The following is a 26,182-nucleotide window of genomic DNA, read 5'->3' as shown; positions in this document are numbered from 1 at the left end:
GAGACGGGTATCGACGACGGTCATCAGATGTTGGGCTGTCTTTCTGAGAGGGGCGGGAGGAAGCTCCCGTCATAGACTTCGGCGACCTCGGGCGTACGCGGGAGGTCGAGACCTTCCGCCACCGTCTTCACGCCGCGTGCCAGCCGGTCGGGTTCCAACGTACCGAGACCTTTTTCGCGGAACTCCGGGGTGAAGACATGCTCGTCGAGCACCCAATGCAGACGGGTGGTCTCCAGCTCTGTGTCGATGAGGTCATCGCGCTGCTTGATGGCGGCGATGGTTGCATCGGGATCGGCGAGGGATGCGAGCCAAGTCCTGGCGGCAGCGAGCGCGATACGCTTCACCAATTCCGGGTTCTTTTCGATCTGCTCTTGAGACGCGATCAAGCCGTTGGCGTAAAAGTTGAAGCCGTAGTCGGCGAAGGGGAGGATCTCGATGTCCTCGCGGGCAATTCCGTTCGACATTAGGTTCAGCGTGGTGGTGTAGTCGAAACCGATCACGGCATCCGCCTGATCCTGCAGGAGCAAGGCATCGCGTAGGGGCGGAGTGGTGACGACGCGCTCGATGTCGCTGCCGTCGACCTCGTTGTATCGCAGCAGCGAGGGGAAGATCCGCGAGCCGCCATCGGTTGATGTCACTCCGAGCCGCTTGCCTTTGAGCGCGGCGAGCGAATCGATCCCCTTCGACTTCAGCGAGATGATCGATTGGGCCGGCCGCTCGAACAGGACCATAATCATCTTCGGAGCGATGTCGGGCTGCTGAGCGGCGAACTCCACCAGGCTGTTGAGATCGGCGCAGCCGAAGTCATAGGCGCCGCTCGCGACCCGCTTAATAGCGTCGACAGAGCCGGACGACCCGTCAACCGTGGCGTCGATGCCGAGATCCTCGAACAGGCCGAGATCCTTGCCGTAGAACCAGGGTGCGGTTTCGCCGTACATGCGGAAATCGCAGGTGAACATCACCTTCGTTGCCTGGGCTTGCGCGATGTGCGGGAAGCCGAGAGCGCCGACAGCAGCGGCTGCGCTACCAGCGGCCAGGAATTGACGGCGGTTGAGACGGGACAGGGGCGGCTTGGTCATCGACTGCTCCGGGCTGGCGCGGCAGGTGGCGCCATCGCCACGAGACGGACCGAAGGGAAGAAGGCCCGAAAGGCGGACGCTGGCGGCGACGGTTCGGCCGATCCGGATCCTGGACAGAGTCACGTGCTGGCCGACGGCGTCATTTATCCCGTAGATCTACCCCGGTGAGATATAGCGAAGGTTCGACGGTGGTGTTGCTTTAGATTGGACGCAATTGCTGCTCGTGTCGCGTTTTTGCTTAAACGGCGGGCTCTCTGCCTGAATTGGCGTCAGCCTGCGTCGCGAATGGAGGCAACTCCTTGCAGGCACGCGGCCAAGGGCAGCCGATGTGCGTGGGGCCCGTGGCGTCTAGCCGCGATGCCAATGGTCCGCTCTTTGCTTCGCTCCGCGCCGTCGTGATCGAGTTAGTCGCACACCGCGCCACGATGGAGCCGCCGACGAGGGCTCGCGTAAGAAGGAGCCACCGTCATGTTTCCCGGACCGTTGCGTGCATTCTACGAAGCCGTTCGAAGCGGGTCCGTCCGCAAGGCCAGCGACCGGCTCGGCCTCGCGCCGTCCTCGGTTAGCCGCCAGATACTCATCTTGGAGCGCCAGATGGGTGTTCCGCTGTTCGATCGCTCGACCTCTGGCGTCACGGTCACCCACGCCGGGCGCTTGGTGGCGGAGTACGCTCGGTCCGTCATCCTGGACTACGATAGCCTTCGGGAGGATTTGAACGGACTGAAGGGCACACTGCGGGGGCTCGTGCGCGTTGCGTGCGTGGAAGGTGCGGTGTCGGAGGTGGTGCAGGGCATCACCGTGTTTCGGACCCGCTATCCGGACGTGCAATATCAGGTGCGGATGCTGACAGCGCAGAAAGTGGTCGAGGCGATCAAGCTCGGCGAGTGCGATATCGGCGTGACGTTCTGCGGCCGACCGGACGTGGAACTCCGCCAGGAAGCCCGTTACCGCGATCCGATCGTGTTGGTCGTTGAGCCGGGACATCGGCTTGCGGGCGCGGAACGGGTCTCCATCCACGAGCTCGCGGATCTCCTTCTCGCCGTGCCTGAAGGGGCGTTCAACATCCGCCAAGTCCTTGAGGAGGTGAGCCAGGAGGCCGGCCACGCTCTCAATCCGGTGCTGACGACCGATTCCTTCGTCGCGCTGAAGACGTTCGCACGCGCGAGCTCCGGGGCCTCCGTGATGGCGCGGATGTCGGTTCAGGCGGAGGTTGAGCTCGGGCTTCTGAAAACGGTGCCCATCGATGCGCCGCTGCTTGAGCGGACCACCATCGACCTTTTGACGTTGAAGAAGCGGCGGCTGCCGAGCGTGTCGAAGTTTCTGCTGACGGAGCTGAAGCGGACGCTGGAGAGCGTCTCGCTCGGGGTTGTCACTGGCTGATCGCCGAAGGAGCGACGGTCAGTCGATGATGCCGTTCCAGGCGTCGTAGCCGTAAAGCCAGTCGGTATCGGTGTCACTGGCCGTATGCATCCACTTGTTCTGCGAAGCCGCTCGTTGGATGCGGGTGGTGCGGGGGATGCGGTGCGCCTCGTAGACCTTCAGCGCGGCGGGATATCCGTCGGGGTCGGTCTTTGAGAGGAGCCGTGCCAGGATGATGGCATCTTCCATCGCGCTGCCGGCGCCTTGCGCCATGTACGGCACCATCGGATGCGCAGCGTCGCCCAGAAGGGTGATCCGTTCGTCGGACCAGCTCTGGAGAGGTTTGCGCACCGCCAGCGCCCATTTGCGCACGTCCGGCGCCGATTCCAGAACGATCCGGGCGTCGGGATGAAAGCCCTCGTAGGCGGCGAGCAACGTGTCGCGGTCGCCGAGGGCAGACCACGATTCCACTTCGAAGTCCGGTTCCGGTGTCGAGGCGATGAAGTAAAGTTCCTCGCGTCGCGGGTCGATCTTGTAGGTTACGATGTGGCGTTCCTCGCCCCACCATTTCACGCGATCGTCGATTTTGCGCCCCAGCCGCTCGGATCGGTAGACCGAGCGGTAGGCAACACGTCCGGTAAAGGAGAGGGCTTCCTCGCCGACCAGGGTGTGGCGGACGATCGAATGGATCCCGTCGGCCCCGATTACCAGGTCGGCTACGACGCTGTCGCCGTCCTCGAAGCTGAGCCGCACCGCGTCGCCCTCCCGGTCGACGCCGGCAAGCACCTTGCCGAATGCGATCTGCTCATGGGGAATTTGCGACTCCAGCGCGCCGTGCAGCACCGCCCGGTGCATGGAGAGGTCTGGCGCATCGTAACGATCCTCAGTGACCTTTCCCATCGGATGCAAAAAGGTGACGTCGCCGGTCCGAGCATCGCGATTGTAGCCGACCTCGGGCGCGAACGCCGCGGCGCGGACCTGCTGCTCCAGCCCGAGCACGCGCAGCACCTTGACCGCGTTGGGCGTTAGCTGGATCCCGGCCCCAACGCGCCCGAAGGCCGGTGCCTGCTCGTAAATGGTTGCCGGGAGGCCGAGTTTTCGGAGTGCGGCGGTGACGGTCAGGCCGCCGATGCCGGCCCCAACGACGGCAATCCTTGGAGGCCGGCGATCGGACATTTTGTGGAACTTTCGGTGCGGTTAGAGCATGTCCAGGCCAAGTGGAAACCGGTTGGACGTCCGGACATGCGTTAAAGCAAAGGGTTAGAGCCCCTCGGCGTTTCCGTGAAACGCTGACAGGCTCTAGAGGCGGTCAGGCAAGGTGGGAGTCGCGCTTGGCGAACAGCTCACTGGAGGCGAAGCCGGCCGTTTCGGGGCGGCCCCGGCCGAGCATCACCTGCAGGTAGCAGGGTTCCAGCGTTTCGTTGACGTAGCCATGGATCACGCCGGCTGGGCAGGAGATGCATTCCCAGGGACCCAACGTCTCCGAGACCCGCTCGCCTTCCTCGGTCTCCAGGAACACGGTGAGGTAGCCCTGCAGCACGAAGAAGCACTCTTCCACCTCGTGGGTGTGAGCCGCATTCCCCTGACCCGGCGGGACGTGCATGATGGAGAGCGTGAAGTTGCCGGCCGGAATGATATCGGACGCGTCGTGCTTTCCCGATGCGCCAGCACCGATAAAGCGGAACTGGGCGCGCTTGAAGCCCTCGATGCTGGCATCGGCGAAGGCGTTCCAGTCGGCGCGTTTGTCTTTGTACTTGCCGACATAGGTGGCCATGATCTCGTCCAGCGAGGCATCCTGCAGCTCTGGCGGGCGTGGATGCCGGGCGACGTTCGACTTCTCACTCATCGTCATCACTCCTGACGGGTTTTCCGTTCACCGACCGTAGACAAGCCGGCCATCGGGACGAAGTGCAAAGGCTGATTGACCGTGTTGCGGGACGCGTGACGGGGATCGTCGCCCGAGGAGCACGCGACCGCGGCAAGGGGCATGCCGATTCCGTAACGGGCGCACTCCAGCAGCGAGTAGGCGGTCAGCATCGAGGACTTCGGGTTCGACGGAAAGGCGTGGGCGTAGATCTCGAACCGGAACCAGCCGAACGCACCGGAGGCCTCGACGACTCCGAGTGGGTCGGTGACGCGTCGCGACGAGACGAGACGGACCTGGGTGCGCTCCGGTCCGATGCCGGCCAGCGCGATCGCGGCGGAAACGTTGGCGTTCTTGGGGAACCGGACGGCGGCGTCCCGCGCGGTGCCTTCGAAGAAGACGACCTCATCCTCGATGTGGTCGAAGTCGAGCGTGCCTTCTGCCGCCGTGCCGAGCCAGGCGTGCGGTGGCTTGTGCGACGTGTAGCGCACTTCATCGAGCCCGGCGAGGCGGGCCGCGACGAGCCCGTCTAGTCCTGCGATCGCTCCCGATGGAATGAGCACCTTCCCCGGAGCTGTGTCGTCTTTTCCTAGAAGTGTCGCCATCAGCGTTTTGTCCATCAGCGCGCCAACGGATGAAGCGACGAGGTCGATGCCGGCCGCCGCGACCGCCGGGCCAATGTGGGTCAGTGCGCGCTGACCAGCAGCCTCGATAACGACATCCGGACCGGAGGAAAGAAAGTCGGCGAGGTCATCGAAAAGCGGAAGGTCGTCGGCCGGCTTCCGTCCCGGTCGGATCAGAACGCAAGCGAGGTCGTCAAAGGTCCCCTCGAGCCGTAGCCGCTCCACGATCGCCTGGCCGATGGCGCCGTAACCGATGATGCCAAGTCGACGCGCGGGCAACGGGAACGCACTCCTGCCATTGGTCCGGAGCGGCCGGCTTCGACACAAGACATCGGCCGCGAAGGTGTCCCGCGATGCGCGAGACCGGGATGCCGCACAAATGGATCAGCGATGGGGTGTGGCGGAAGGCGAAACCGTCGAACACCGCGGTGCGCGATACGGCGCATCCAATTTGCGTCGCCTGACGGAAAACACGTGGGCTGGGATGTGTGCGTGATTTAGAAACAGGGCGCGGTGCGTAAGGGAGGCGACGGCGTTCGATCGCATTCAATCGATCTTGCCATCGATGAGCACATGGGATTGGCCGCGCGAACATCGCTCGATCCGGGCTGCGACTTTGTAGGCGTCCGCCAGCGTCTGAGCCGTTACGGCGTCCTCGGGAGGCCCCGAGGCCGTCACGATGCCGTCCGCAAGCAGGGCGATCGTGTCCGCCCAGCGCAGTGCGAGATTGAGGTCGTGCAGGACGGCAAGCACGATCGTCCGGTCGGTGATGGCGCTTTCTCTGACCGCTTCCATCACATCGATCTGGTGACGCGGATCGAGCGCGCTTGTGGGTTCGTCAAGAAGCAGGATCTTTGGGCGGCGAACGATCGCCTGCGCCAGGCTGACGAGTTGCCGCTGTCCGCCGGAAAGCCTGTCGAGCGGGGACAGGGCGAGGTGGCCGATATCTAGCCGCCGCAGAATGGCGTTGACAGCGGCGTGTATGCTCTCTGCGGAGATCGGGCCGGAGGAGGGCGCTGCGCGAAGCGCTGTGGCTATGGCTTCCACCACGGTCAAAGCTACGCCTTGGGGGAGCGATTGCGGCATGTAGGTAACAAGGCGGGCCCGCTCGGCTGGTCGGCATCGCAACAAGTCCCACTTGCCGAAGCGGACTTCGCCTGCCGCAGGCAGAAGACCTGCCAAGGCGCGAAGGAATGTGGTTTTGCCGGCCGCGTTCGGACCGATCACCGCGGTCAGCGTTCCCGCCGGCAAGGACGGCAGCGACAGGTCAGTAATCACCTGGCGGTTCGGATACTGAACGGACAAGCCATCGATCTTCAGTGCGTGTTCCATCAGGCCTCCGAGCGGCGGAGGATCAGCGCGACGAACACGGGAATGCCGATCAGGGAGGTCATGATCCCGATCGGCAACAGTGTGCCTGCGACCAGAATTTTGCTGACCAGCGAGGCGAAGGAGAGCACCGCAGCGCCTGTTAAGAGGCTCGCCGGGAGGAAGAAGCGGTGATCCTCGCCGACCAGGAGCCGCGCGATATGGGGACCGACCAGGCCGATGAACCCGATGGTTCCGACAAATGCGACGGAAAGCGCGGCCAAGAGGCTGATGCGGATGAGCACCACGAACCTTAGCCTTGCCACGGGCACACCGAAGCTCTGTGCTCGGTCCTCGCCGAACCGCAGCGCGGTCAGGTGCCAGCGCGCGGCAAATGCGGTTGGAAAGGCAAGGGCAAGTGCTGCGGCAAGCAAGGCAACTTCCGGCCAGCCTGTGCGCGAGATGGACCCCATGGTCCAGAAGACGAATTGCTGCAGAGCGGTCTCGGACGCCACGAACTGAACCAACGCCACCAGCGCGTTGAAGGAAAAGACCATGGCGATGCCGAACAGCACCAAGCGATCCGATCCAGCGCCGCGCCTTAAAGTCAGTGCCTGCAGGACCAAAACCGAGCCGAACGCGAACAAGAAGGCGTTGGTGGGCACCAGCCAGGTGGTCGGTAGAAAGGGCAGGCCTGCCCCCAGGATCATGGCGAGGGCGGCCCCGAACGAAGCGGCCGACGACACGCCGAGCGTGAACGGGCTCGCCAGCGGATTGTCGAGGATCGTCTGCATCTCGGCCCCGGCGAGCGAAAGGGCCGCGCCGACAAGAATGGCGGTGAGCGCTTGCGGCAGGCGGACGCTCCAGAGGATGACGATGTCGGTCCGGCTCGCGCCTTCGATGCCGAGCAGTGCTTTCAGCGATTGATCAAGGCTCAGGCCCGCCGGGCCGATTGCCACGTCCAGGACGAAAGCGATGAGCAGGATGCCGAGAAGCGCGACCAGCACGCGCTGGCGTCGACGGATCAGGCGGTCGTAGCCGCCGGTCTGGTCCGGAGCTTCGAGGTCTATCGGCGCGGTGTGCGTCTGATCGGGGAAGAACGGACGGCGTGACCGCATGGCGGATGTCATGCGGAAATGGCCGACGCGCCGGCCTCGGCAATCTCTTCTTCGCTCATGCCGCGCCGCCAGTGGGAGAAGGCGACGATGCGGGAGCGCGGAAGTCCGATCTCCTGGGTGAGATAGGTGCGCATGGTCTTAAAGGTGGCGAACTCCGCACCGCCCCAGAAGAAGAGGCCGGTCTTGTCTGCCGGCAGATCCAGGGCGCACACGGTATCGGCTAGAAGAGAAGTCGTGCCCGAGGCGGCACCGTTGCGGTGCAGCCAACGGATCTCGACCCCTGAGGGGCCCTCGATTGGCTGTTCCTCGCGGGTATCCGCCACCTCGATCAAGGCGACGCCTTGGGCTGAGGCCGGCAGGTTCTCCAGAATACGGGCGATGCCGGGCAACCCGGTCTCGTCTCCAGCAAGCAGGACCCAGTCCGCGGGTTTCGGCCCATAGGCGGCAGGGCCCAAAATTCCGACGATGTCCCCGGGGGAAGCCGTGTTCGCCCATTTCACGCCCGGGCCTTTGCCGCCATGCATGAAGAAATCGATATCGAGCGTGCCAGACGCCGGATCGATCCGGCGGATCGTGTAGATCCGGGTCGCCAGCTTGCCGGCCGCTGGCCAGAGGATACGGCCGTTGTCGCCGAGGTGCGGCCATTCGGGACTATGTGTCCCCTTTTCCTGAAACAGTAGGCGACAATGGATTTGGTCGGACACGGCGTAGCGGCCGAGATCGTCGCCCTGCAGCGTGAACCGGCGCATCCGGGGGGTCAGGTCGTGGACCGTGCGGACGGTGAGGATCCGAAGGTCGGGCGGTGGAGCGGCGCCGGTCGCGTCGCCGGTCCAGACGATCGTGAGAGCTTCGGAGCGAGCGACGAAATCGATGAGGCTCGTGAGATCGTGCTTCATCCGATTGAATGCGGCCGGATCTTCAGCCTGGACGAGAAGGTGCAGGGCAGAAGGTGCGGTCTCCAGGTGCGCCGTTCCAAACGCCGACCTCACATCATATCCGTCGCCGTCGGCCTGAACGTCCATGTTGTGTGCCGCAAGCGATGCGGCAATCTGGTCAAGATAGGCGTCGATATTGGGAAACGCGATGGCCGCTCGGGCCGTGAACTGGGGCATAGGGAAAAGCTTTTCAGGTTCGCGATTGCGTTGAGCCTTGCCGTGGTCAGGCGGCAAGGCTCAGCCAGCACGGGCCCGGAAGGGGCTTCGCCAGGAACTGCTCGTTAAGCGCGTTGAGCGTGTCCGTCGGCTCGAGATCGGCAAAAAGGTCGGGATGCAGCCACTTGGCGGCGCATTCGACGAACAGGATGTTGAACGGTGCGATCGTGAGAAGTCCGGTCCACACGCCGTGCACCCGGCCATCCTGAACGGCCGGCAGGGTCTCAAACCCGGTGCGTTCGGTCAGGCGGCGCAGCCCCTCGCCGCCTTCGTCCGGATCGAGACCCGGGCCGATCGCGGGCCGGATCCCGCGTCCGAAAGCGCCGCCGGAGGCGATGTAGATTTCCGGCGCTTCGGCGATCAATTGCTCCAAGGCGACCTTCGCGAACCAAGGCGCGTCGACGGCGGAGAGATTGTGTCCGCCGGCCAGCGCGAGCAGGTCTCCCCAGATGCGGTCGCCCGCTGCCCAGCAGCAATCATCATAGGTCGATTGGACCTCCAGATAGGCCTTGGTCGGCGAGGTGGCCCCGAGCCGCTGCCGCACCTCGTTCAAGTGCTCGTGGGCGAAGCCTACGAACGTTTCCGCGCGGTCGGATTTGCCGAGGATTTGCCCCCACATCCGCATGGTGCGGGCCATTGCGGCGAAAGGATCGCGGTCGGCCTCGGTCGTCTGTTCGTTCGATGCGGTGTTGCTGAACACCACCGGAATACCGGCCGCTTCCAACCGCCTTGTCAGGACGCCGTCGCCGAGTTCCGGCTCCATGTAGGCGGTTGTCACCACCAGGTCGGGCTTGAGGGCAAGAATGCGCTCAAGCGACACGGTCGTGGCTGTTTGTCCGCCAACGACCGCGATCTCGCCGCTTCCGTCCGGACGCGTCTCATAGTGCCGGCGCAGAAGATCGCTGTCCAAGGTGTCGGCGCCGGCCCAACCGATCACCACGCGCGCCGGGTCAGGGTGTAGAACCGCCATGCTGACGATGTCGCGGGCATCCAGCAGGACGATCCGCTCCGCCGGTTTGATCAGGGAGACCTGGCGGCCGGCCATGTCGACGACGCCTTCGGCCGCCGCCGCGACCGCGAACGATGGCGACAGCAGGATTGCGCCAAGACCGGCGGAAAATTGGCGGCGATTCAGCATCAGAGAGCGGCCGTTGGTCACCATTCGTATTGCAGCCCCACCAAAAACTGGGTGCCGTTGCCGAATTGGCAGTAGTAGTTCGAGCTGCAGCTTCCGTAATATTCCTCGTCGAGAAGATTGGTGACCTTGAAGGTCGCGCGAGCGCCTTCGAATGTCGGATTGATGTTGCCGAAGTCATATTTCAGGGCCGCATCGACCACCGTGTAGCCGGGGGTGCTGATGGTGTTGGCATCGTCGGCGAAGCTACTGCCCACGAAGCGCACGCCCCCGCCTATGGACAGCCCGGTGAGCGGCCCGCGGTCGACCATGTATTCCGCCCAAACCGACGCGAAATATTCCGGAACGCCTTGCGGGCGGTTGCCGATCGCAGCCGGGTTGGTGGATTCCGTCACCTCGGTGTCGAGGAACGTCAGGGCGCCGATGACTTCCAGGTTGGGCAGGAGGTTGCCGCGACCTTCGAACTCCAGACCGCGCGAGCGGATCTCTCCTTGCTGAACGCTGAAGCCGGGCATGGATCCGGGCGTGAGGACATTCTGCTGATGAATGTCGAAACCGGATGCGGTGAACAGCGCATCCATGAAGGTGGGTTCGTATTTCACGCCCACCTCCCATTGCTGTGCCTCGGTCGGAACGAAGCTGTTGCCGGCGGCATCGACGCCGATGACCGGCTCGAACGAGGTCGAGTAGCTGACATAGGGCGCCAGGCCATTGTCGAACATGTACAGAAGTGCGGCGCGATAGCTCGGCGACCCGCTCGATTGGTCGCTGGTGGTGTTTGTCAGCCGATTGTGCGTTTCCTGATCCGTCCAGTCATAGCGGGCGCCGAGCACGGCTCTCAGATTGCCGAGGCTGAGCTGGTCCTGCACGTAGAGTCCGGCCTGCTGCAGCGTTTGCCGGTTGTCGATGATGGTGGCCAGGGGGCCGACGGAGACACCGTATTGCGGGTCGACGACATTGAGGGAGGGGGCGAGGCCGAACTGGTATTCCCAGTTGCTGGTGGAGTGCTGGTAATCGAAGCCGGTGAGGATCTCGTGCCCGACCGGTCCGGTGATCACGTCGAACGTGGCGTGGTTGTCCATCGAGACGCCCTGCACGTCCTCGATCGAGCGCAGCGCCTGCCTGGGAAGCAATCCGTTGGGTGTCAGCGGCGCCATCATCTGGAGCGAGCGAAAGTCGAGATCGATCGTCGAATAGCGCAGGTCGGAACTGACTGCGAAGGCTTCGTTGAAGCGATGATCGAAGGCGTAGCCGATCCCGTACTGTTGCCGGTCGAAATAGTCGTAGGTGGGGTCGCCGACATTCAGTTCGGGATTGAGGTAGGGCTTGTAGGCTTCGGGCGCGAGGAAGGTGGGATAGATGGAGTTGAAGTAGCCGCCGTCGGGATCATCCTGGATAAAGCCGCGCACTGTCAGTCGGGTATCTGCGCCCGGCTCCCAGGTGAGTGCAGGCGCCAGGCCGAGGCGCTGTTCGTCGACGTCGTCGTAGCGGGTGCCGGAGTCGCGCCCGATCCCAGTGATGGCGTATTGAAACGTCCCAGCCTCGTCGATCGCGCCACGGCTGGTAAATCCGCCCTGGAGGCGGCCGTAGCTGCCTCCTTCCACCCGCACCTCGTTTTGGGTGGCGGCGGACGGCGCCCGGCTAACTTGGTTGACGAGACCTCCCGGACTGCTTTGGCCGTAAAGGACGGCAGATGGCCCCTTCAGCACATCGACCCGGTCGAGCAGGTAAGGATCGACCGCGGGCAAGGCGAAGGCCTGACCGCGTGGAAGCCTCAAGCCGTCGAGAAAATCGACAACGTTGGTTGAGGTGCCAAACCCGCCGAAGCCGCGCATGAACACGCTGTCATAGCGGCTTGTGGTGTCGATCCCCGAAAGCACGCCGGAGGTGTAGTTGAGGGCCTCTCGAACCGTCTGGGGGGTCTGGTCATTGAGCTGTTCGCGCGTGATCGTCGAGATGGACTGCGGAATTTCGATGACCGGCGTATCCGTTTTCGTCGCCGTCGTGGCCATCGGTGCGAAATATTCATCCTCGGTCGACGTCAACGCGCCAGAACCCTGCACAACGATGGTGTCGAGCTGGGCCGGCGGATCCTGCGCGGAAACCATGGTCGGGACGAGCATCAAGGGCGCCAGGACGGAGAGCCTCATCGTCTCCTTGATCGCAAACGCGTCTCCCATTTGATCCAGCCTTTCGTGTTTGCACCACGGACGGGGGCATGGCGCGAGCGGGCAGCGCGACCGCAGCCCCTTGGGCCGACCCCAACTGGCCCTATAAACAAACGGGACCGTCCCGTCCAGAAATATCGGATTAAAGGAGTCAGGTTTTAGTCGGTCAAAAAAGAGCAAGCCGGCAGGTGCTTCCGACAATCGGCTTGCGTGGCAACGGTTGCGGCATAGGCCGCCGGCTCGCGGGTGTGTTGGCGCTCTGGGCGCGAAGGGAGAAAGTGTGGGATAGGATAATGAGACCACGCGGACTCTCGCTCGCCGCGCTCGTCCGGCGAGCGATGAGGCGTTTGGGCGGACGAATTGACGACTTTGTTGGGAAAAACGGGAAGGGAGAGTTACGTGGCGGGCAGTGGACTTGCCTCGGGAGTGGGGCGCAGAGGGCGTCCTTCCAAAGGAGCGGCGGAGGCAACATCGAAACGCATTCTCGATGTGGCGGCCGCCAAGTTCGCTGCGCAGGGCTTTGCGGGAACATCGGTGGAGAAGGTCGCGTCGGAATGCGGCGTCGGGAAAGACACGCTCTACCGGCGCTTTCCTTCCAAGCTCGCTCTGTTCGATGCGGTCGTGGAACATCTGCGATCGCAGACGCTCGAGCGCTTGGACAGCGAAATTGCCGAGGCCGCTGCGATCGGGGATGCCATGACTCGGCTCAAGCGATTGGCCCGGTGGTTTCTCACGATCAACCTCGACCCGGAGATGGTCGCCTTCAAGCGGATTGCTTTGAGCGAGGCGATCGTTTTCGGCGCGCAGCGGTCGGATCCCGAGCAGGGCGATCCAATCTTTGATCGACTCGTCGCGCATGTTGGCGAAGCCCAAAAGACGGGGGCGCTGCGGGCCGAAGACCCTGCTTTTTTAGCCGGCCACCTCCTGAATTGCATTGTGTTCGGGCCGTCCAATGACGCCATGCTCGGCCGTAGCACCTATGCCGCGCGCGCGGCGCAGGACGCGTATTTCGACCGGGCCTGGGTCCTGTTCGTCGAGGGGGCGGCCCGACGTGAGGAGGGGCCGCGGGGCGGCGAGGATCAATAGCTCTTTCCGCCGAAGATTATTTAGTTAAGCAGATACGCTACCTTCGAGTGTGGTCTTTTGAATCGCAAGATCGGCGGCGATGGACCTGAAGTAGGAGAAGGACTTCTTCGAAACCTGCGTCATCGAGTATCGGACAGGCGCTCTCTGAGCTCGGATTGAGGTTAGGGCTGAGACTCGATCAGACCCTGAACGCGATAAGGGTGACGAGCGCGACGGCGGAGAGGAAATTGCGGGCCAGCTTGTCGTAACGCGTGGCGATGCGTCTGAAGTCCTTGAGCCTGCAGAAAGCGTTCTCGATGAGGTCGCGGTCGCGGTATCGGAGCCAGTCTGCATCATATCCCTTCTCCGCAATCAGGTGCCGGACCAGCCGTTTCGAGCAGTTCGTCGGTCATGGCGTGGATCTTGGCGGTCTGACCGCCACGTGACGGGCCGATGGCCTGCGCTTGTGCCCCCTTTTCCCGCCGTGGGCCGCACGATGGGCTTTCATGGGTCGAGTCCACCGAGGCCGTGAGCTCCAGAACACCCTTCGCCACCAGGGCTCAAGATGTTGGTCCACACCCGGCGCCGGGACCAGCGATTGAAGCGATTGTAGATCGTGGTCGGCGGACCATAGGCGGCCGGACAATCCTGTCAGCGGCAGCCGGTCTTGAGGACATGCAGAATGCCACTGATCACGCGGCGATCATCGACCCGCCGCGCTGGTTCTTGGGAAGGTGGGGTTCGATTGCCGCCCAGGCATCCTCACTCAGCCAGAAAAGACCGCTCATATCGCCTTCAGATCATCAATCTTGAGGAGACGAATCTGATTTGTGGCATCCATTCAATGCGTTGATTGGATTTTAATCCTAAGCGGGACTGAAATGGCGGAGAGGGAGGGATTCGAACCCTCGGTACGCTTGCGCGCACAACGGTTTTCGAGACCGCCCCGTTCGACCGCTCCGGCACCTCTCCGCGATGCGTTAGACTGATCGTCCAGCGGGCGCGGACCATAGCGACGGACCCGCCGCGCCGCAAGAGCGTCGAAGCCGCCAATTGGGCCTTTCCACTGGCCTGTGCAAGCCCTGGGGCAGGTGGGCATTGCCTCCGGGTGCGCTGGCGGCCTGACCAGACGTGCACGGCGGAGGCGGAGACGGACATCGATTGCGGGTCGGTCTCGGACGTCGTCGAGCCTCCGAACCGGAGGAGCGTCTCGAATCGGATGGGTGCGGTCTCGCCACCCGAGGCTCTGGCAAGGGCCAGGGAGGCCCGATCGATGGCGTTTCTCCGGCGCGCAACATGGCCGCGGGCTGCGGTCTGCGTCGATGCCTCTTGTTTCGCGCGCGAAGACACCCGATCTCGCGTTGACACCGGCCCCTTCCAGGCTATATTGCACGCCCTTCGGCAAAGGTTTGGATTGGAGGGGCGTGTCCCCGTCACCGGGCGCCGCATTGGTCGGCCGCCAAGCGATCGGGACCGGCCATTCGCGCTGCCGCCGCCGCTTTCGTGCGGTGGGCGGCGCATTCGACATTGGGCAGAGTTTCAGAAGAACTGGTCGACAAGACGATGTTTGCAGTGATCAAGACCGGCGGGAAGCAGTACAAGGTGGCCGCCGGCGACGAAATCGAAGTCGAGAAGCTCGACGGAGAGGCCGGCGCGGCGCTCACCTTCGACGATGTGCTGATGGTTGCGGGCGATGGCGGCGTGACCGTCGGTGCCCCGATGGTGGAGGGCGCCTCCGTTGCCGGCGAGATCGTCGGCCAGAAGCGCACCCGCAAGATCATCGTGTTCAAGAAGCGCCGGCGCAAGTCGTCGCGCCGTCGCAACGGTCACCGTCAGGCGCTGACCGTCGTGCGCATCACCGACATCAACGCCGGCGCCGCCGCGTAATCGCGCGGACCGGATAGAGAAGCAGGAAAGGCGAAGCCATGGCTCATAAAAAGGCAGGCGGTTCCTCGCGCAACGGTCGCGATACGATCGGTCGTCGTCTCGGCGTCAAGAAGTATGGCGGCGAGCGCGTGATCGCGGGCAACATCATCATTCGTCAGCGCGGCACCAAGTGGCATCCGGGCGACAACGTGGGTATGGGCAAGGACCATACCTTGTTTGCGCTCGTCGAAGGCCACGTCGCCTTTCAGACCAAATCGGGTGGGCGAACCACCGTGAATGTGGTCCCGGCTACGGAGACCGCCAACTAGGCCGGCTCGAGGGCGACCCTCGCGCCGGTGTCCCGCGACCCGGCATGCGAGGAAGGTTCGAACGCGAAGGGGAGACGGGACGACCGCCTCCCCTTTGTCGTTTGAACGCGAGCGCGCCCGATGGACATTCTGGTCGATGCCTGGTCCGAACGCCTTCCCCTGTTCACCGATCGTCTGTCGCTGGTCGCGATCGCGGCCGACGACATCGCGACGCTTGCCGAGCTCGGCAATGCGTTCGAGATCGCCAAGAACACCTCCCGCGTTCCCCATCCGCTGACGAGCGAGTCGGTCGCGGCCTGGCTTCAGGCCCAGGGGCGGAGCGAGCGGGCGCTGAAAATCTGCCGGCGCGACGATGGCCACATCCTCGGAATCGTCAGTCTCGCGGGTCTCGAAACCGGGCGCGGTGAACTCGGCTACTGGCTGGGGCGCGACCATTGGGGCAATGGCCTTGCCACCGAGGCGGCCCAGGCGATCATCGATTTCGGGTTCGATGGTCTGGACTTGGGCGAGATCGAGGCCGCCTGCCGAGTGACGAACCCGGCGTCCCGGCGCGTGATCGAAAAGTGCGGGTTTCAGCCGCGCGGCCATGGGCTGATGCACTCCGTTGCGGTGGGTGGCACGGTCGCAATCGAACGATACGCTCTTGACCGCAAGACCTGGTGCTCGTTGAAGAAGTGGGCGCGGAGCTAGAGCGGGATGAGGAAAAGTGGGCACCGGTTTTCCACCCGCATCCCGCTCTCGCATAAAGAACGATCAACTCGCCCCTTCGGACAAGAGCCCGAAGGGGTTGATCTTGAGCGGGATGAGGAAAAGTGGGCACCGGTTTTCCGCCCGCATCCCGCTCTCGCATAAAGAACGATCAACTTGTCCCTTCGGACAAGGGTCCGAAAGGGTTGATCTTGAGCGGGATGAGGAAAAGTGGGCACCGGTTTTCCGCCCGCATCCCGCTCTCGCATAAAGAGCGATCAACTTGTCCCTTCGGACAAGGGTCCGAAAGGGTTGATCTTGAGCGGGATGAGGAAAAGTGGGAGCCGGTTTTCCGCCCGCATCCCGCGTTAAAGGTATCGTGATCTGAACCGGGCCGGTGTCGCCTGATATCGGCACCAGACGCGCGGACGACACTGCGCAAGGCGCTGAAGAAGGAAGGTCGGCCGAATAGGCGGCCGACAGGTGAGGCGAGCCGTGAAGTTTCTCGACCAGGCCAAGGTCTATATCCGCTCCGGCGACGGCGGCGCCGGGTCGGTCTCGTTCCGGCACGAGAAATATGTCGAGTTCGGCGGCCCGGACGGCGGCGATGGCGGGCGGGGTGGCGACGTCTGGGTGGAAGCGGTCGATGGTCTCAACACTCTGATTGACTATCGCTACCAGCAGCATTTCAAGGCGAAGCCCGGCGTGCATGGCATGGGCCGCAACCGCACCGGCGCGAGCGGGGCGGATGCGGTGCTCAAGGTGCCTGTCGGTACCGTCGTCCTGGACGAGGACAATGAGACCGTAATCGCCGACCTGACGGCGGCGGGCGATCGGGTCTGTCTGGCCAAGGGCGGCAATGGCGGTTTCGGCAATGCGCGTTTCAAATCGTCGATCAACCAGGCGCCGCGCCGGGCCAATCCCGGTCTTCCGGGCGAGGAGCGCTGGATCTGGCTGCGGCTGAAGCTTATTGCGGACGCCGGCCTGGTCGGGCTGCCGAATGCCGGCAAGTCGACCTTCCTGTCGCGGGTATCCGCCGCCAAGCCGAAGGTTGCCGACTATCCCTTCACCACGCTGCACCCGAATCTCGGCGTCGTCACCGTCGACACTCGCCGCTTCGTGCTGGCCGACATTCCCGGCTTGATCGAAGGCGCCCACCAAGGCGCCGGCATCGGCGATCGCTTCTTAGGCCATATCGAGCGCTGCCGGGTTCTCCTGCATCTGGTCGACGGCACTGAGGTGGATGTCGCTGCCGCCTACCGCACCGTGCGCGAAGAACTCGTCGCCTATGGCCAAGGGCTTGAGGACAAGACGGAAATCGTCGCGCTCTCCAAGGTCGATGCGCTCGATCCCGAAACCCGGCGCGAGCAGGCGGAAGCGCTGGGCCGAGCGGCCGGCAAGGTGCCGCTCCAGCTCTCCGCTGCGAGTGGCGAAGGCGTCGATGCCGCGCTGGCGTCGCTTTTGCGCGCCATCGATCAGGCCGATCAGGCGGAGAAGGACGCACACCTGTCGGAAGAAAAGCAGGAGTGGCGGCCGTGAGCGAGAAGGTGGCGGAGTGCCGCCGGGTGGTCGTGAAGATCGGGTCATCGTTGGTCGTCGATTCGGCGACAGGCTCCGTGAAGGCGTCGTGGCTGTCGAGCTTGGTGGACGACATCGCGGACCTGCGCGCCGGCGGGGCGGATGTCATCGTGGTGTCATCCGGCGCCATCGCGCTCGGGCGCGGAGTGCTGGGGCTGCCGGGCGGGGCGCTCAAGCTGGAGGAGAGTCAGGCCGCGGCGGCCGTCGGCCAGATCGCGCTTGCCCGCGCCTGGTCTGAATTCCTCGGCCTGCGCGGCTTGACCGCAGCCCAGGTGCTGCTCACCCTCGGCGACACTGAGGAGCGGCGACGCTATCTGAACGCCCGCTCCACCATCCAGACCCTAATCGGTAAGGGCGCGGTCCCCGTCATCAACGAGAACGACACGGTGGCGACTTCGGAGATCCGCTACGGCGACAACGATCGGCTCGCTGCGCGCGTGGCGACCATGGCGAGCGCGGATCTTCTGATTCTGCTGTCGGACGTGGATGGTTTGTACACCGCGCCGCCGGCGCTCGATCCCGAGGCGACCCTGATCCCGGTGGTCGAGGCGATCACGCCGGAGATCGAGGCGATGGCCGGGGCGGCGGGGTCGGAACTGTCGCGCGGGGGCATGCGCACCAAGGTGGAGGCGGGACGGATCGCCACTGAAGCCGGCACCGCCATGGTGATTGCATCGGGCCGGCGCGAGCATCCGATCGGCGCGATCGATGCCACCGGCAAGGCGACCTGGTTTCGCGCCCTCGACAATCCCGCGGCGGCACGCAAGACCTGGATCGCGGGACGATTGGAAACCCGGGGCGCGCTGACTATTGACGATGGCGCCGCGCGCGCGCTGATGTCCGGCAAGAGCCTGTTGCCGGCTGGGGTGGTGGCCGTGGAAGGACTGTTTGACCGTGGCGACGCGGTGCGCATTCTGGACCGCTCCGGGCGCGAGCTCGGTCGCGGACTGATTGCCTACGATTCGGGGGATGCTGTTCGAATCGCGGGCAAAAACAGCCGCGCCATCGAAGGAATTTTGGGGTATCGGGGGCGGACCGCGATGGTCCACCGTGACGATCTGGCACTTCAGGCCGGCGCACGCCCCGTCGGGAGGAGAAGCTCGGTATGTTGAATGCGGCTGCTGCAACGACGCAAGGCATGCACGATCAAGACGACGTCGAAGCGACCATGCTCGCGATCGGCCGTCGGGCCAAGACGGCTGCGAAGGCGCTGGCGACCGCCGCACCGGAAACCAAGACCGCGGCCCTCATGGCCATGGCGAAGGCGGTGCGCGCCGACGCGGCCGCGATCCTGGCCGCCAACGCAGCCGACATCGAGGCGATGCGGTCGGCGGGAACGTCGTCGGCGATGATCGATCGTGGCACGCTCTCTGAAGCCCGTATCGATCAGATTGCCGGTTCGATCGAGGCGGTCGCTCAGCTCGACGATCCGGTCGGGCAGATCATTGCCGATTGGCGCCGGCCCAACGGGCTGGAAATCGAACGCGTTCGCACGCCGCTCGGCGTTGTGGGCATCATCTACGAGAGCCGGCCGAACGTGACGGCGGATGCTGGCGCGTTGTGCCTGAAGGCGGGCAACGCGGCGATCCTGCGCGGCGGCTCCGATACCATTCGCAGCTCTGCCGCGATCCACCGTGCGCTGGCGGCCGGGCTGGAGGAGGCCGGGCTGCCGGCTGATGCGATCCAGATCGTGCCGGTGCGCGACCGGGCGGCGGTTGGCTTTATGCTGACGGGGCTTGAGGGAACGATCGACGTGATCGTGCCGCGCGGCGGCAAGGGCCTTGTCGAGCGCGTGCAGGCGGAGGCGCGGGTGCCGGTGTTCGCGCACCTGGAAGGCATCTGCCACGTCTACATCCATTCCGCCGCGGACCTGGAGATGGCGAAGACCATCGCGGTCAACGCCAAGATGCGGCGGACGGGGATCTGCGGCGCCATGGAGACGCTGCTGATCGATCGGGCGGTGGTGGAGACCCACCTCCTGCCGGTGGTCGAGGCACTGCAGGCGGCGGGCTGCGCCATTCGAGGCGACGAGACGGTCGTGGCACGTTGCCGGAACGTGACGGCGGCCAGCGACGCGGATTGGGCGACGGAATATCTGGACGCGATCTTGGCGGTGAAGGTGGTCGACGGGCTCGATGCCGCGATCGCGCATATCGAGCACTATGGCTCGCACCACACCGATGCGATCGTGACCACGGACACCGTAGCTGCGGCCCGCTTCCTGTCGGACGTCGATTCGGCGATCGTGGTTCACAACGCCTCCACCCAGTTCGCCGATGGCGGCGAGTTCGGCATGGGCGCGGAAATCGGCATCGCCACGGGCCGCTTCCATGCGCGCGGGCCGGTTGGCGTGGAACAATTGACGAGCTTCAAATATCGGGTCCACGGGAGCGGGCAGACCCGTCCATGACAGATCGTCCCGAGAGCGGGGCGGGCCGCCCCGACTATCTCCGCATTCCGCGGGTCGGGATCGGGCAGCGCATTGCGCTGTTCGGCGGAACCTTCAACCCGCCTCACAAGGGCCATCGCCATGTGGCGCTGACCGGGCTGGCGCGGCTGGCCGTCGATCAGGTCTGGTGGCTGGTCACGCCTGGCAATCCGCTGAAATCGCACGAAGGGCTGACGACGCTGGCCCAGAGGGTTGAGGAGACTCGCGCCTTTGCCGACCATCCGCGCATGGTTGTGACTGCATTCGAGGCGAACTACAGCTTCCGTTACACTGCCGATACGATCTCGTTCGTTCGGCGCCGCTTTCCGACCGTGAAATTCGTCTGGCTGATGGGGGCGGACAATTTGGCGACGCTGCATCGCTGGCAGAATTGGCGCGACATTATGCAGCTCGTGCCGGTCGCGGTGGTCGATCGCCCTGGTGCGTCCATGTCGGTGATGTCGGCGCCGGCGGCGCGCGCCTATGCCGGCGCGCGCATCCCGGAATCCCAGGCGGCGGCGCTGCCGGGAACCAATCCGCCCGCCTGGACGTTCTTGCATGTGCCTCTTGATCCGACCTCGTCGACGGCCATGCGGGCGGCGCGGCGCGGGTGAGCGCCCATCGGGTTCGTACTTTCACGTCTTGAAAGTGTCATCCCGGCGGACCTATCTTTGTGACCAGACGGTGGATTCGCCGTCGGGTGGCAACCCGTTGATGCAAGGGCATCTGGTTGAAACCCCCGCCTTCGGGCGGTCCGGATGCCCAGTTGAACACGGCTTGAGCCGGACGTCGCGGTGTAAACCGAGGCCAGGGCTTAAGGCGGTGGTCGTAAGACCGCGCATGCGCGGCATGGCGAAAGGGCAAACAGTCGACCATGACATTTGAGGCAGAGGGCGCGACGCTCGATCGTGAGCCTCAACAATGCTCCCTCCATCCGAACGATCCGTCGGAGGAGGCGCTTCGCACCGTCCTGAAGAGTCTCGACGACTCGAAAGCTGAGGACGTTGTTTCCATCGACGTGGCAGGCAAGACGCCGCTCGCCGACTACATGGTGGTCGCCTCCGGGCGTTCGCACCGTCATGTCGGGGCGGTGGCCGATCGTCTGCTGCGCGATCTCAAGGACGCCGGCTATGGCACCTCCCGCGTGGAGGGGATGAGCCATTGCGATTGGGTGCTGATCGATACGGGCGACGTGATCGTCCACTTGTTCCGGCCCGAAGTCCGTGAGTTCTACAACCTCGAAAAGATGTGGTCGGCCGATCAGCCGGCGAGCATTCACGTGGTTGGCTGAGATCGCGTAACGGGCGCTCCGCGCTGTCGTCCGGTGGAGCATTTCCCGTTCGGATTGGACCGATCTGAACGGAAGGGAATTGCTCAAGTGTTTGAATCTGGAGCCGTTTGATCGAAAGCGGGTCCAGGTGCGGAGTGCCGAATGCGGGTTTCCATTGCTGCTGTCGGCCGCTTCAAGAAGGGGCCTGAGCGCGATATTGTCGAGCGTTACCTGGATCGCGCCCGCAAGATGGGGGGCAATCTGGGGCTCGATATCGGCTCGGTCCGCGAAGTGCCGGAAGCCCAATCAGGTGGTGTCGGCGAGCGGCGTCTTGCCGAAGCCCAGGCTCTGTCGCGCGGGTTTGCAGATCGCGGCGTCATCGTCGCGCTCGACGAACACGGTGAGGATATCGCCAGCACCGCCTTTGCCGAGCTTTTGGCGGATTTGCGCGACGATGGCGTGCCGGAGACGGTGTTCGTGATCGGTGGTGCGGACGGCCTGGACCCGACACTGAGGGATCGGGCGCGCCGAACGCTGGCCTTCGGGCGCGCGACCTGGCCGCATCTGCTCGTGCGTGTGCTCCTGAGCGAGCAGATCTACCGCGCCACCACGATCCTTGCCGGACACCCCTATCATCGCGAGTAACGAATTCTTGACCATGATCGCGTACGTTGGCCAAGCGCGATCGGCCCGGACCTGGTTCGTCTCGGGTGAGGGCGCGCATCCCGGCACCGAAAGGGAATCATGGCGATGACCGCGCGCGAGCGGAGGCGCAAACGGACTGCCGGTCGGGCGGTGCGGTGCTGCGCGTTCGTCTGCGCGGTTTTGGTCGCTCTGGCGTTTCCTTCAAGAGTGACGGTGGCCCAGGACGCCACCCCTGATAAAGACGCTCAGGCGCGGATCGAGGAGCGTCAGCGCGAACTCGATGCGCTGCGCGAGCAGGCACGCATCAGCGAGGCGCGTACCGAGGAGCTGGCCGCCGAGGTCGAGGCGCTGGAGAAGGACCGCAAGGCCCTCAACGAGGAGCTGGTCGGGACCGCGGAACGGGTCGCGCAGCTTGAGCGCCGCATCTCCGACAGTGAGGAGCGCCTGGGCTCCCTGTCGGAAAACGAACACTGGATCCGCCAGTCCCTGAACGAGCGCCGCGGCGTGATCGCGGAGATTTTGGCGGCGTTGCAGCGTATCGGCGTGCACCCGCCGCCGGCAATTGCGGTGAAGCCGGAAGATGCGCTGTCGGCGGTGCGCAGCGCCATCCTGCTGGGCGCGGTGGTGCCTGAGCTGAACACCGAAGCGGAAGCGCTGGCCGCCGATCTGAACGCGCTGACGACGCTGAAGGCGGAAATCGCGAGCGAGCGGGCGCGTCTGGCCGCCGATCTCGGATCCCTGACCGAGGAGCGCACCCGCGTGGAGCTCCTGATTGCGGAGAAGAAGAAGCAGCGCGAGGAGAAGGCGGAGACGCTGGCGGCCGAACGCCAGAAGGCGGAGGAACTCGCCGGCCGCGCCGACAGTCTGGAAGATCTCATCGCCAGCCTGGAAGACGAGGTCGAAAGCGCGCGCTCGGCGGCGGAGGCGGCTCGGGCGGCAAGTGCGGCCGGCCGGACCCCGTCGGCCAGCGATGCGGGCCGGTTGGCGCCGGCGATTCCGTTCGCCAAGGCGCGCGGTCGGCTTCCGCTCCCGGCCGAAGGCGCCGTGCTGCGCACCTTCGGCGAACCCGATGCGACCGGCGACACCGCGCTCGGGATTTCGATCGCGACGCTACCCGACGCCCAGATCGTGGCACCGGCCGACGGCTGGGTGGTTTATGCCGGGCCGTTCCGCAGCTACGGGCAACTCTTGATCCTGAATGTCGGCGGCGGATATCATGTGCTCTTGGCCGGCATGAAACGAACAGAGGTGCAACTTGGCCAATTCGTCCTGGCCGGCGAGCCTGTCGGCGTAATGGGTGCTCAAAGGTTCGCGAGCGCAGCGACGATGGACATCGAATCGCCCCGACCTGTGCTCTATGTAGAGTTTAGAAAAGATGGGACGTCCATCGATCCGGCCCCGTGGTGGGCGGATAGGGTAGATGAAGAGGTTCGTGGATGATGACCCGTATTTCCCTCATCGGGGTCGGCGTGCTGATCGGGGCGGTCGCGGTGGCCACGCTCGACGGTGTGCGCTGGATGCCGACCGGCGTGGCGGAGGCGGCGTCTTCCGACACCTATCGCCAGCTCAACCTATTCGGCGACGTGTTCGAGCGGGTCCGGTCGGACTATGTGGAGCAGCCTGAGGATTCCAAGTTGATCGAAACCGCGATCAACGGAATGCTCTCCGCGCTCGATCCCCATTCCTCCTACATGCCGCCGAAGGACTTCCGCGACATGCAGGTGCAGACCCGCGGTGAGTTCGGCGGGCTCGGCATCGAAGTCACCATGGAAGACGAGGTGGTGAAGGTCGTCTCGCCGATCGACGACACGCCGGCCCAGAAGGCCGGTATCCTTGCTGGCGACAAGATCATCGCTCTCGACGGCGAGACCGTGCGCGGTCTGACCTTGTCCGAAGCGGTCGAAAAAATGCGCGGCCCGGTCAATACGGATCTCACCGTGACCGTGTTGCGCGACGGGACCGACGAGCCCTTCGAGGTCACCATCACCCGCGAGATCATCAAGATCCAGTCGGTGAAGTGGCATCCGGAGGAGGACGTCGGCTACATCCGCATCACCCAGTTCAACGAGCGCACCTTCGACGGTCTTACCGAGGCGATCGACGAGCTGGAGAACGAAATTCCGGCCGACAAGCTCAAGGGCTTCGTCATCGACCTGCGCAACAACCCGGGCGGGCTGCTCGACCAGGCGATCTCGGTGTCGGATGCGTTCCTCGACAAGGGCGAGATCGTCTCCACCCGTGGCCGCGAGGAAGGCGACACCCAGCGCTTCAATGCGCGTCCGGGCGATATGATCGACAGCAAGCCGGTGATCGTGCTCGTCAACGGCGGATCGGCCTCGGCCTCGGAGATCGTTGCCGGTGCGCTTCAGGACCATCGGCGGGCGACCATTCTAGGCACCCGGTCGTTCGGCAAGGGCTCGGTGCAGACCATCATCCCGCTCGGCTCCAATGGCGCCCTGCGGCTGACGACGGCGCGCTACTACACGCCGGCGGGCCGCTCGATCCAGGCCAAGGGCATCGATCCGGATATCGAGGTCGATCAGGAGCTGCCGGAGGAACTCATCGGCAAGGTCACCGCGCGTGGCGAGGCGTCCCTTCGCGGCCATCTGGAGGCGGAGGAAGGCGAGGAGAGCACCGGCTCGTTCGCCTACGTCCCGGCCGACGAGGAGAAGGACCAGCAGCTTCAGGCGGCCCTCGACCTCCTGCGCGGGCTCCAGGTCAACAGCGCCTTCCCGCCGGATCCGTCCGCGGGCGTGCCGAACTGATCGTCAGTTCGACCGAACGCGAAAAGGGGCGCCACGAGCGCCTCTTTTTGTGTGTGCTTGTGCGTCTTCCTGCCAGCCTCACGCGGAGTTGATCCGCGCTTGACCATGGCCTTTCCGTGGGCCTACTTGCTGGCACTCCTGCATGATCTCCAAGAGGCTCCCGTGGTCGATCCCGATACGCTTCCCTACCGTCCGTGCGTCGGCGTGGCCCTCTTCAATGCCGACGGCCAGGTGTTTGTGGGCGAGCGGCGGGGCGGATCGGAGCACAGCCTCACGATGGCCTGGCAGATGCCCCAGGGTGGGATTGACGACGGCGAGGAACCGTTCGCCGCGGCCCGGCGGGAGCTCTATGAGGAGACCTCGATCTCGTCCGCCAGCCTGATTGCCGAAGCGCCAGACTGGCTCACCTACGATTTGCCGCCCGAGCTCGTCGGCGTCGCCTGGAAGGGGCGCTATCGCGGGCAGCGCCAGAAGTGGTTCGCTCTTCGCTTCGAAGGCTCGGATGCGGAGATCGACGTCCTGTCGCCGCCGGACGGGCACAAGCCGGAGTTCGCCTCCTGGCGCTGGGAGGCGCTGGAGCGGCTGCCGGATCTGGTGGTTCCGTTCAAGCGTCATGTCTATGAGCAGGTCGTCAGCGCTTTCCGCGACATCTGCTAATTGGCTCCGGCCTTCGTTTCCCCGACACTCTTCCCCGCCCGGTGCTTTGGTCGAGCCTCTAAGCCAGACGCCGTTTCACCGGCCTCCATCGTTGCCGCTTCCGCTTCGGCTCCGTTGATCTGGCCCAATGGCGTTCATGTCGCGTTCAGGCAGGATTGGCGATATCCGCAGGGTGAAGTGGGGCGACACTTCCTGGCGCGGCGGCGGAACAGGTCCTTGCGCCGAGCGTTTGATGTCGGTGGAGAAACGACATGAACAAGCGATGCCTGGCTTTCGCTCTGGCATGGGCGACAGGGTTGGGTGGGTTCGTCGGCAGCGTTTCCGGCGCATCCGCGTTGTCGGGCGTTGCCGCCCCCCAAACGCGTTCGGCGATCGTTGAAGTGCAAAATCGCTGGCAGCGCGTCGGTCCGGGCGGTGGGGGCGGAGAATATCGCAGCGATCGCGGCGGATGGCGGCCACCCCCCGGCCAGGCCCGGCCACGGGGCGGACCGGGGCCCGGACGCCATGACGGCCCTCCGCCCGGTGGAGGGCGTCATGCGGGACCGCCGAGGGACCGTGGGGGACGTCACGCCGGATCTCCTCCGCGTGGCGGACGCCATGGTCCCCCGCCGCATCGCCGTCACGCCGGACCGCCGCCGCGCGGATGGCATGGCGGGCCTCCGCCGCGAAGGTGGCACCGCCCACCACCGCGGCGCGCTTGGCGCGGACCTCGCCGGGGCTACTATCGCGGTCCCGTCTGGGGGTACGACAACTGGAATCCCTGGTATGGCGGCTGGCCTTACGGATTTGGCGCCGGCGTCGTGATCGGCGGTACGCTTGCGGCCCCACGGGGCACGGTTCAAAGCGGTGCTCCGGTCACACGGAACGGTATACCGCCGTGGACGCCGGCCTGGTATCAGTACTGCTCCAATAAGTATAAGTCTTTCAATCCGCAGACCGGGCTCTATCTCGGTTACGATGGCAAGTATCACTATTGTCGATGAGTGAAGGTGGGCGATAGAGCATTTTCCGTCCGGGTTAAGGCGATCCGAATGGATGCGAATTGCACAAATTGTGGAATCCGGAGCGCTTTCTAGACGATCAAACG

Annotated in this window: 24 protein-coding genes, 1 tRNA gene and 1 pseudogene; 15 read left to right on the top strand and 11 right to left on the bottom strand. The window is 64.7% G+C overall.

The genetic code is table 11. The annotated features are described in order from the left end of the window. Nucleotides 1–23: 23 nt before the first annotated feature. Complete coding sequence (locus HNS03_RS06740) at nucleotides 24–1,079, bottom strand: ABC transporter substrate-binding protein (protein ID WP_367193951.1); 1,056 nt, start codon at nucleotides 1,077–1,079, stop codon at nucleotides 24–26. A gap of 468 nt (nucleotides 1,080–1,547) precedes the next feature. Here HNS03_RS06740 and HNS03_RS06735 point away from each other — a divergent pair, with 468 nt between their 5' ends. Beyond that, nucleotides 1,548–2,459: a LysR family transcriptional regulator gene (locus tag HNS03_RS06735; protein WP_367193950.1), complete on the top strand. Its 912-nt coding sequence runs from the start codon at nucleotides 1,548–1,550 to the stop codon at nucleotides 2,457–2,459. An 18-nt stretch (nucleotides 2,460–2,477) separates the two neighbouring features. Here HNS03_RS06735 and HNS03_RS06730 read toward each other — a convergent pair whose 3' ends face one another. From HNS03_RS06730 to HNS03_RS06695, 8 genes are all read right to left on the bottom strand, one after another. Beyond that, nucleotides 2,478–3,614 (bottom strand): FAD-dependent monooxygenase, encoded by a 1,137-nt coding sequence (locus HNS03_RS06730; RefSeq protein WP_367193948.1) that lies wholly within the window; start codon nucleotides 3,612–3,614, stop codon nucleotides 2,478–2,480. Nucleotides 3,615–3,747: 133 nt separating this feature from the next. After that, a complete protein-coding gene (locus HNS03_RS06725; RefSeq protein ID WP_367193946.1) occupies nucleotides 3,748–4,284 on the bottom strand; it encodes a cupin domain-containing protein in 537 nt (178 codons plus the stop codon). Nucleotides 4,285–4,289: 5 nt separating this feature from the next. Beyond that, on the bottom strand, nucleotides 4,290–5,204 hold the full coding sequence (locus tag HNS03_RS06720; protein WP_367193944.1) for an aspartate dehydrogenase: 915 nt from the start codon (nucleotides 5,202–5,204) through the stop codon (nucleotides 4,290–4,292). 267 nt (nucleotides 5,205–5,471) lie between these two features. Then, complete coding sequence (locus HNS03_RS06715) at nucleotides 5,472–6,257, bottom strand: ABC transporter ATP-binding protein (RefSeq protein WP_367193942.1); 786 nt, start codon at nucleotides 6,255–6,257, stop codon at nucleotides 5,472–5,474. Further along, complete coding sequence (locus tag HNS03_RS06710; protein WP_367193940.1) at nucleotides 6,257–7,351, bottom strand: FecCD family ABC transporter permease; 1,095 nt, start codon at nucleotides 7,349–7,351, stop codon at nucleotides 6,257–6,259. Before HNS03_RS06710 ends, HNS03_RS06715 begins: the two co-directional genes overlap by 1 nt. Nucleotides 7,352–7,359: 8 nt before the next feature. Then, nucleotides 7,360–8,463, bottom strand: coding sequence for a DUF2218 domain-containing protein (locus HNS03_RS06705; RefSeq protein ID WP_367193938.1), 1,104 nt, complete (start codon nucleotides 8,461–8,463; stop codon nucleotides 7,360–7,362). A 46-nt stretch (nucleotides 8,464–8,509) separates the two neighbouring features. After that, the gene (locus HNS03_RS06700) at nucleotides 8,510–9,664 is read right to left on the bottom strand and encodes an ABC transporter substrate-binding protein (protein WP_367193937.1); all 1,155 of its coding nucleotides are present in this window, start codon (nucleotides 9,662–9,664) and stop codon (nucleotides 8,510–8,512) included. Next, on the bottom strand, nucleotides 9,658–11,817 hold the full coding sequence (locus tag HNS03_RS06695) for a TonB-dependent siderophore receptor (RefSeq protein WP_367193935.1): 2,160 nt from the start codon (nucleotides 11,815–11,817) through the stop codon (nucleotides 9,658–9,660). Before HNS03_RS06695 ends, HNS03_RS06700 begins: the two co-directional genes overlap by 7 nt. Before the next feature lie 348 nt (nucleotides 11,818–12,165). On the opposite strand from HNS03_RS06695, the gene HNS03_RS06690 reads away from it, so the two are divergent. Beyond that, a complete protein-coding gene (locus HNS03_RS06690; protein WP_367193934.1) occupies nucleotides 12,166–12,891 on the top strand; it encodes a TetR/AcrR family transcriptional regulator in 726 nt (241 codons plus the stop codon). Nucleotides 12,892–13,069: 178 nt separating this feature from the next. Here HNS03_RS06690 and HNS03_RS06685 read toward each other — a convergent pair. Together HNS03_RS06685 and HNS03_RS06680 are read right to left on the bottom strand one after the other, a co-directional pair. Beyond that, nucleotides 13,070–13,658 (bottom strand): annotated as a pseudogene (locus HNS03_RS06685) (IS5 family transposase). A gap of 94 nt (nucleotides 13,659–13,752) precedes the next feature. Then, nucleotides 13,753–13,842, bottom strand: a tRNA-Ser gene (locus tag HNS03_RS06680). A gap of 591 nt (nucleotides 13,843–14,433) precedes the next feature. Between HNS03_RS06680 and rplU the strand changes: the two genes are divergently transcribed. The 13 genes from rplU to HNS03_RS06615 all read left to right on the top strand — a co-directional run bounded on the left by rplU (nucleotide 14,434) and on the right by HNS03_RS06615 (nucleotide 26,078). Next, complete coding sequence (gene rplU / locus HNS03_RS06675; protein WP_367193932.1) at nucleotides 14,434–14,757, top strand: 50S ribosomal protein L21; 324 nt, start codon at nucleotides 14,434–14,436, stop codon at nucleotides 14,755–14,757. A gap of 38 nt (nucleotides 14,758–14,795) precedes the next feature. Next, on the top strand, nucleotides 14,796–15,065 hold the full coding sequence (gene rpmA, locus HNS03_RS06670; RefSeq protein ID WP_367193931.1) for a 50S ribosomal protein L27: 270 nt from the start codon (nucleotides 14,796–14,798) through the stop codon (nucleotides 15,063–15,065). A gap of 120 nt (nucleotides 15,066–15,185) precedes the next feature. Then, nucleotides 15,186–15,755, top strand: coding sequence for a GNAT family N-acetyltransferase (locus HNS03_RS06665; RefSeq protein WP_367193930.1), 570 nt, complete (start codon nucleotides 15,186–15,188; stop codon nucleotides 15,753–15,755). A 492-nt stretch (nucleotides 15,756–16,247) separates the two neighbouring features. Further along, nucleotides 16,248–17,291 carry a GTPase ObgE gene (gene obgE, locus HNS03_RS06660; protein ID WP_367193928.1) on the top strand — a complete coding sequence of 348 codons (1,044 nt, stop codon included), beginning with the start codon at nucleotides 16,248–16,250 and terminating at the stop codon, nucleotides 17,289–17,291. Then, the gene (proB, locus tag HNS03_RS06655) at nucleotides 17,288–18,442 is read left to right on the top strand and encodes a glutamate 5-kinase (RefSeq protein ID WP_367193926.1); all 1,155 of its coding nucleotides are present in this window, start codon (nucleotides 17,288–17,290) and stop codon (nucleotides 18,440–18,442) included. Before obgE ends, proB begins: the two co-directional genes overlap by 4 nt. Before the next feature lie 26 nt (nucleotides 18,443–18,468). Beyond that, nucleotides 18,469–19,740 carry a glutamate-5-semialdehyde dehydrogenase gene (locus HNS03_RS06650; protein WP_367193924.1) on the top strand — a complete coding sequence of 424 codons (1,272 nt, stop codon included), beginning with the start codon at nucleotides 18,469–18,471 and terminating at the stop codon, nucleotides 19,738–19,740. Beyond that, nucleotides 19,737–20,372, top strand: coding sequence for a nicotinate-nucleotide adenylyltransferase (locus HNS03_RS06645; protein ID WP_367193922.1), 636 nt, complete (start codon nucleotides 19,737–19,739; stop codon nucleotides 20,370–20,372). Before HNS03_RS06650 ends, HNS03_RS06645 begins: the two co-directional genes overlap by 4 nt. 260 nt (nucleotides 20,373–20,632) lie before the next feature. Beyond that, nucleotides 20,633–21,049: a ribosome silencing factor gene (gene rsfS / locus HNS03_RS06640; RefSeq protein WP_367193920.1), complete on the top strand. Its 417-nt coding sequence runs from the start codon at nucleotides 20,633–20,635 to the stop codon at nucleotides 21,047–21,049. Nucleotides 21,050–21,190: 141 nt separating this feature from the next. Beyond that, the gene (rlmH, locus tag HNS03_RS06635) at nucleotides 21,191–21,673 is read left to right on the top strand and encodes a 23S rRNA (pseudouridine(1915)-N(3))-methyltransferase RlmH (RefSeq protein ID WP_367193918.1); all 483 of its coding nucleotides are present in this window, start codon (nucleotides 21,191–21,193) and stop codon (nucleotides 21,671–21,673) included. A 105-nt stretch (nucleotides 21,674–21,778) separates the two neighbouring features. Next, complete coding sequence (locus tag HNS03_RS06630; protein ID WP_367193917.1) at nucleotides 21,779–23,113, top strand: murein hydrolase activator EnvC; 1,335 nt, start codon at nucleotides 21,779–21,781, stop codon at nucleotides 23,111–23,113. Beyond that, complete coding sequence (locus HNS03_RS06625) at nucleotides 23,110–24,438, top strand: S41 family peptidase (protein ID WP_367193916.1); 1,329 nt, start codon at nucleotides 23,110–23,112, stop codon at nucleotides 24,436–24,438. The genes HNS03_RS06630 and HNS03_RS06625 overlap by 4 nt, the downstream gene beginning before the upstream one ends. Nucleotides 24,439–24,600: 162 nt before the next feature. Then, entirely contained in the window at nucleotides 24,601–25,095 is a 495-nt protein-coding gene (locus tag HNS03_RS06620; protein WP_367194196.1) for an RNA pyrophosphohydrolase, read from the top strand. Nucleotides 25,096–25,346: 251 nt separating this feature from the next. Next, nucleotides 25,347–26,078 carry a BA14K family protein gene (locus HNS03_RS06615; protein WP_367193915.1) on the top strand — a complete coding sequence of 244 codons (732 nt, stop codon included), beginning with the start codon at nucleotides 25,347–25,349 and terminating at the stop codon, nucleotides 26,076–26,078. Nucleotides 26,079–26,182: the final 104 nt, after the last annotated feature.

The sequence above is a fragment of the Amorphus sp. 3PC139-8 genome (assembly GCF_040750475.1).
In the GTDB taxonomy this organism is placed as follows: Bacteria; Pseudomonadota; Alphaproteobacteria; order Rhizobiales; family Amorphaceae; genus Amorphus.
The sequence above is the reverse complement of the archived record's forward strand: the minus strand, read 5'-3'. Positions and strand labels throughout refer to the sequence as shown.